Below are 6042 nucleotides of genomic sequence, written 5' to 3'. Positions count from 1 at the left end.
TTGAAGAACACAAGGTTGATAGGCTAGAGGTGTAAGTGTAGTAATACATTCAGCTGACTAGTACTAATAGGTCGAGGGCTTGATCTAAAATTTAAACTCTGTGCAATTTTGAGAGAACTTCTCTCAAGGAAGCTTCACAGCTAAAGCTGAGAAGTACTGATTTAAAATGAAATCGAAGATTTCTATAAATCAGCATCTGGTGATTATGGCTTGAAGGTAACACCCGTTCCCATACCGAACACGATGGTTAAGCTTCAAAGCGCTGATGGTACTGCAGGGGAGGCCCTGTGGGAGAGTAAGTCGTTGCCAGGTTAAATGTTAATGTTCCGTGGTAGCTCAATGGTGGAGCATTCGGCTGTTAACCGAAGGGCTGGAGGTTCGAATCCTCTCCACGGAGCCATTTTTTATTTTTTGTATAAATTTTATTAAGGATTATATAATAAAACAGATAAATAACAGTTGTTTAATAATAAATTAGACAACTGTTATTTATTTTGTCATGAATTGTAGAAAAAATGAAAGATATATTAAAATCTATAATGTCAAATAATTTAGAAAATTATATTTTATTTAAAAGGATTTTTTAATTTTTAATAGAATATATTTAATTAGGGACAAAAGTATGTTAGGGGGAATTGCTTATGAAAGAATATAAAACAAAAAACTTGAGGAACCTAGGAATTATAGGTCATAGTGGATCAGGCAAGACAACTTTAGCAGACGCAATACTTTATCGAACTAAATCAACAGATAGATTTGGAAAAGTGGATGAAGAAACAAGCACAATGGATTATGATTCAGAAGAAAAAAGAAGAAAGATTTCTATATCTACTTCAGTGGCACAATGTGAATGGAATAATGTAAAAATAAATTTATTAGATATGCCAGGATATTTTGATTTTGTAGGAGAAGTAATTCAAGGATTAAGAGCTATAGATGTTGCACTTATAGTTTTATCAGGTACATCTGGAGTTCAAGTTGGAACAGAAAAGGCTTGGGAATATGTTAATGAGCATAAGCTACCAAGAGCCTTTTATATAAATAAATTAGATAGGGAAAATAGTAATTTTCAAAAAAGCTTATCTGAATTAAAAGAGAAATTTGGAATATCTGTAGTTCCTATTCAATACCCAATTGGCGAAGAACTTGGATTTCAAGGGGTCATAAATGTAATTTCAAATAAAGCTAGAATATATAATCCAAAAACTGATGATATAGAAGATGCAGAAATACCAAGTGATTTAAAAGATAAAGTTGAAGAGTGCAAGAATATGATAATGGAAGCTGTAGCTGAAACAAATGAGCAATTATTAGATAAGTATTTTAGTGAAGGGACATTAAGTGAAGAGGAAATATATAGAGGGTTAATTAATGGCTGTGCTATGGGGGAAATTGCTCCAGTTATGTGTGGATCAGCTTTAACAGGGAAAGGAATTAAAACATTATTAGATGATATTATAGAATGCTTTCCGTCTCCAGAAGAGGTGTCTACTTTAAAAGCTAAAACCTTAAAAGATAACAAAGAAATAGATGTAAAAATATCAGAAGATTCTCCGTTTTCAGCATTTGTTTTTAAAACTATAGCAGATCCATTTATAGGTAAATTATCTATGTTTAGAGTTATTACAGGTAAAGCAAAACAAGATATAATTGTATATAATTCAAATAAAGATAAACAGGAGAAACTAGGTGCTTTATATTTTATGAAGGGCAAGCAACAAGTTGCAACTAATGAAATAATTGCTGGAGATATAGGAGCAGTAAATAAACTGCAATATACCAATACTGGAGATACATTATGTGATATCAATTATACAATAATTTATGAAGAGACAAATTTCCCTGAGCCATCAATGTCTATGGCAGCAGTTCCCAAATCTAAAAATGATGAAGATAAGATTTATTCTGGGCTTTCTAGGTTATTGGAAGAAGACCCTACATTTAAAATAACTAGAGATATTGAGAATGCAGAGACAATAATATCTGGTACTGGAGAGACGCATTTGGAAGTAATTGCTTGTAAATTAAAAAATAAATTTGGAGCGGAAGTAGAATTACAATTACCTAAAGTTCCTTATAGAGAAACTATAAAAAAGACATCAGATGTTCAAGGAAAACATAAAAAGCAATCTGGAGGACATGGACAATATGGAGATGTAAAAATAAAATTTGAACCAAGATTCGAAGGAGACGATTTAGAATTTGTAGATAAAATAGTAGGAGGAGTTGTTCCAAAACAGTATATTCCAGCTGTAGAGAAGGGGTTAAAGGAATGTATACAACATGGAGTTTTAGCGGGATATCCAGTTATAAGATTAAAGGCAACATTACATGATGGTTCATATCATCCTGTGGATTCATCAGAAATGGCATTTAAGATGGCTGCATCAATAGCTTATAAAAAGGGCATGCAGGATGCAGAACCTATTTTATTGGAGCCAATAATGCATGTAGAAGTTATAGTACCAGATGAATATATGGGAGATATAATAGGGGATATAAACAAGAAAAGAGGAAGAGTATTAGGTATGGAACAATCAGGTAAATTGCAAAAAGTTATAGCAGAAGTTCCACAAGTTGAAATGTTTAAGTATGCAACAGATTTAAGATCATTAACTCAAGCAAAAGGAAGTTTCAGTATGAAATTTGAAAGATATGAGGAAGTACCAGCAACAGAAGCAAGTAAAATAATTGAAGAAAGAAAAAGAGAGAAGGAAACATTATAAGTATTATAAAAACCCCTATGGCATAGGGGTTTTTATAATGCTTATAATTAATAATTTTCTATAAATACTTCAAAATGAGCTTGAGGATGAGCACAAGCAGGACAGACTTCAGGAGCCTCTACTCCTTCATAAATGTATCCACAATTATTACATTTCCATAAAACAGGCTCGTCCTTTTTAAATACTTTATTATTGATTAAATTTTCCAACAATTTTCTATATCTGTTTTCATGTCTTACTTCTACTTCAGCTATTTTTCTAAATACAGTAGCTATTGAAGGGAAGCCTTCTTCGTCAGCAACTTTGGCAAACTCTGGATATAGCATGGACCATTCTTCATGTTCACCATTTGCAGCATATTCTAGATTGGTTTTAGTATCGGAAAGACCTACAGGATAACTAGCTTCATTGATTTCAATACTTTCACCCTGTAAAGATTCATTTAGAAGTTTAAAAAATCTTTTTGCATGTTCTTTTTCATTATCAGCAGTTTCTAAAAACAAATTTGATATTTGAACAAAGCCTTCCTTTTTAGCTTGTGAGGCATAGTATGTATATCTGTTTCTAGCCTGAGATTCTCCAGCAAAAGCTTTCATTAAATTTTCAGCAGTTTTAGTTCCTTTCAATGATTTCATATTATTACCTCCTATTTATTATTTTATTGTGAGTAATTGAATATATTTATATTATATCATTATTATGAATAAATACCAATGATTTGTAAACAGTAGTTAGTATTTTTTTATTGTGTGAATATTTTATTTTTATTTACAAAAAATAATATGGAGTATGAAAGGGGAATTATAAATGTCAGAATATAATTTAGATATAAATGGAGTTATTAATCTTTCTGATTATAGTAGTATAAATGATTATATAGATGTAGTTGGTGAATCTGATAAATTGATTATTAATATAAACTATAATGATAAAGATAATTTTAAGATTATATGTAGTATGCTAAAAGATAAAGGATTTGATATTATAAGAAGTGAAGAATTGAAGGATTGCAAATATTATATAGTAGCTAGTAGAAAAAATAAAATGTATTAGTAATTATGATATAATATGTATAAACCATGTTTTTATTTGTTTATATGCATTGGGGGAGTTTAAATGGATAAGAATTATGTTACAGGAATTGATTTGGGAGGAACTAAGATAAATTCTGTGCTTTCAGATTTAAAAGGAAATATAGTTAGTCAATGTACTATATATACTAATACTAAATATAAAAATATTACTGCTTATGAAATGTTTAAAGAGGCAGTAGGAGTACATACTGGTGTGGTTGGATTAATAATATTAGTGTTAACAGAGGAGGGCATAGCATTATGAAAACAACTTTATTTATAACAAGACATGGACAAACATTATGGAATACTCAAAAAAGAATGCAAGGATGGAAGGATTCGCCACTTACTGAGTTGGGCATTAAACAAGCCAAGTCGCTGAGTAAAAGAATGGCAAATACAAATATTGATTATATATATACAAGTCCTATAGGAAGAGCATTTAAAACTGCAGAGATAGTTAGAGGATGTAGAGACATTAAAATGATAAAAGATGATAGAATTAGAGAGATAAATATGGGTATATGGGAAGGTATGTCTCAAGAAGAAATAGATAATTTATATAAAGAACAGCTATTTAATTTTTGGAATGCTCCACATTTATATAAGCCTTTAGGTGGAGAAAGCTTTATGCAAGTCAAACAAAGGACTCAAAACTTTATTGAACAAATAGTAAAAGAGAATAAGGGAAAAGTTGTTCTTATTGTTACTCATACAGTAGCATTAAAATCAATAATGTCCTATATTAATGATATTTCATTAGAAAGGTTATGGTCACCCCCTTATATACATCCAACTAGTTTAACTAAGGTAGAGATTAAGGATAACGTTAGAAAAGTTATAATGCATGCAGATGCTTCACATTTAGATAATTTAGAAGAAATAAAAGCGGTTTAAAGTGTGTATGGTTTAAAAAATATAATATAGACAAGAATTAATTCACAATATATTAAAAGTAATTGTAGTAGCATTAGCTACTACAATTTATAATTACTTTGATTGTAGAGAATTATGCTATAATAGAAATAGTTAGAGTAAAAGTTAGTTTTATTTAGAAAGATGGATATAATATTAATTAATAGGTATTTTTATTGTATTATGAAATAATTTAATAATTGAATATTTATATAAAAAATATTATCATAAAACAAAAGTCAAAGAAAGACAAAGTCAGGAAGGTGGGCTTTATGGCAAGATTATCTGATATTATTGAAGAATTTATAAAAGAAATGCTACAGAACACAGAGGAAAGACAGCTTCAAATACAAAGAAATGAATTAGCCAACTATTTTAGTTGCGCTCCTTCTCAAATAAATTATGTATTAACTACTCGCTTCACTACAGAAAAAGGATATTATGTAGAAAGCAAACGTGGTGGAGGCGGATGCATAATAATTAAGCATGTAGATTTTCATCATAATAAGTATTTGATAGATGTTCTAAATAATAATATAGGAGACAATATTACCTTTCATAGAGCTATACAAATAATAGATAATTTATTAGAATCTAATACCATAAATGAAATAGAAGCTAATCTTATTAAAGTAGCTATCAATGATAGAACACTTAATTTAGCTGGATATAATAGAAATAAAGTTAGAGCAGAGATATTAAAGAATATGTTGACTGTACTATTATTGTAGATTTTACCAATTATGATATAATTGTTATAAATTAGAATAATTGCTAATTGTATTGGGAGGAAATATTATGTTATGTGAAAGATGTAAAAAAAACGATGCAAATGTTCATATAGCCAAGGTTATAAATGGAGTAAAACAAGAGCTAAATTTATGTGAGAGATGTGCAAAGGAAATGGGAACATTTAGTTCAGCTACAGATATAAACTTCCCATCACCATTTACTTTTCAAAATATATTGAGTGGCATTATGGACTATATGAACCAGCCATTACAGAAAAATAATGATTTTATACCAACCTGTAAAAATTGTAGTACGTCTTATACAGAATTTAAGGAAAAAGGACTTATGGGATGTAGTGAATGTTATAAAAATCTGAGTTGTACATTGATGCCTGTAATCAAAAGAGTACAAGGAAGTATTGAGCATGTTGGAAAGATTCCAAGAAAAGCAGGAAAGGATATTATAGATAAGAAAAAAATAGCGTCTTTAAAGGAAGAACTGGAAAAGGCTATATTAACAGAAGAATATGAAAAGGCAGCGGAAATAAGGGATAAAATAAGAGCGTTTCAGAAAGAAAATGGAGGGGAGGTATAAAA

Annotated in this window: 7 protein-coding genes, 1 tRNA gene and 2 rRNA genes; 9 read left to right on the top strand and 1 reads right to left on the bottom strand. The window is 29.7% G+C overall.

The window, feature by feature from the left end; translation table 11 throughout:
• The 4 genes from J2Z24_RS07150 to fusA all read left to right on the top strand — a co-directional run.
• A 23S ribosomal RNA gene (locus J2Z24_RS07150) occupies window positions 1-87 on the top strand; the annotation flags it as partial.
• A gap of 108 nt (window positions 88-195) precedes the next feature.
• Window positions 196-312, top strand: a 5S ribosomal RNA gene (gene rrf / locus J2Z24_RS07145).
• 13 nt (window positions 313-325) lie between these two features.
• Window positions 326-400: transfer RNA gene (locus J2Z24_RS07140), tRNA-Asn, on the top strand.
• 241 nt (window positions 401-641) lie between these two features.
• Window positions 642-2726 (top strand): elongation factor G, encoded by a 2085-nt coding sequence (gene fusA, locus J2Z24_RS07135; protein WP_035147350.1) that lies wholly within the window; start codon window positions 642-644, stop codon window positions 2724-2726.
• Between the two features lie 47 nt (window positions 2727-2773).
• Here the strand turns inward: fusA and rbr are convergent, their stop codons facing one another.
• Window positions 2774-3361 (bottom strand): rubrerythrin, encoded by a 588-nt coding sequence (gene rbr / locus J2Z24_RS07130; RefSeq protein WP_035147352.1) that lies wholly within the window; start codon window positions 3359-3361, stop codon window positions 2774-2776.
• Between the two features lie 172 nt (window positions 3362-3533).
• Between rbr and J2Z24_RS07125 the strand changes: the two genes are divergently transcribed.
• The 5 genes from J2Z24_RS07125 (at window position 3534) to J2Z24_RS07105 (ending at window position 6040) form a co-directional block, all read left to right on the top strand.
• A complete protein-coding gene (locus J2Z24_RS07125; protein WP_035147355.1) occupies window positions 3534-3779 on the top strand; it encodes a hypothetical protein in 246 nt (81 codons plus the stop codon).
• 63 nt (window positions 3780-3842) lie between these two features.
• Complete coding sequence (locus tag J2Z24_RS07120) at window positions 3843-4064, top strand: ROK family protein (protein ID WP_035147357.1); 222 nt, start codon at window positions 3843-3845, stop codon at window positions 4062-4064.
• Window positions 4061-4696 (top strand): histidine phosphatase family protein, encoded by a 636-nt coding sequence (locus J2Z24_RS07115; RefSeq protein ID WP_035147359.1) that lies wholly within the window; start codon window positions 4061-4063, stop codon window positions 4694-4696. The genes J2Z24_RS07120 and J2Z24_RS07115 overlap by 4 nt, the downstream gene beginning before the upstream one ends.
• A 290-nt stretch (window positions 4697-4986) precedes the next feature.
• A complete protein-coding gene (locus J2Z24_RS07110; protein ID WP_035147361.1) occupies window positions 4987-5445 on the top strand; it encodes a CtsR family transcriptional regulator in 459 nt (152 codons plus the stop codon).
• Window positions 5446-5512: 67 nt separating this feature from the next.
• Window positions 5513-6040, top strand: a complete 528-nt coding sequence (locus J2Z24_RS07105) for a UvrB/UvrC motif-containing protein (RefSeq protein ID WP_035147364.1) — start codon at window positions 5513-5515, stop codon at window positions 6038-6040.
• Window positions 6041-6042 lie beyond the last annotated feature (2 nt).

It is taken from the genome of Clostridium tetanomorphum (assembly GCF_017873215.1).
Taxonomy (GTDB): domain Bacteria; phylum Bacillota; class Clostridia; order Clostridiales; family Clostridiaceae; genus Clostridium_AO; species Clostridium_AO tetanomorphum.
This window is presented reverse-complemented; position numbering and strand designations above follow the sequence as displayed.

Bases quoted from the DNA above. Each gene is read 5' to 3' on its own strand.
- J2Z24_RS07120 (WP_035147357.1), top strand. From the start codon at position 3,843: ATGGATAAGAATTATGTTACAGGAATTGATTTGGGAGGAACTAAGATA.
- fusA (WP_035147350.1), top strand. From the start codon at position 642: ATGAAAGAATATAAAACAAAAAACTTGAGGAACCTAGGAATTATAGGT.
- J2Z24_RS07105 (WP_035147364.1), top strand. From the start codon at position 5,513: ATGTTATGTGAAAGATGTAAAAAAAACGATGCAAATGTTCATATAGCC.
- rbr (WP_035147352.1), bottom strand. From the start codon at position 3,361: ATGAAATCATTGAAAGGAACTAAAACTGCTGAAAATTTAATGAAAGCT.
- J2Z24_RS07110 (WP_035147361.1), top strand. From the start codon at position 4,987: ATGGCAAGATTATCTGATATTATTGAAGAATTTATAAAAGAAATGCTA.
- J2Z24_RS07125 (WP_035147355.1), top strand. From the start codon at position 3,534: ATGTCAGAATATAATTTAGATATAAATGGAGTTATTAATCTTTCTGAT.
- J2Z24_RS07115 (WP_035147359.1), top strand. From the start codon at position 4,061: ATGAAAACAACTTTATTTATAACAAGACATGGACAAACATTATGGAAT.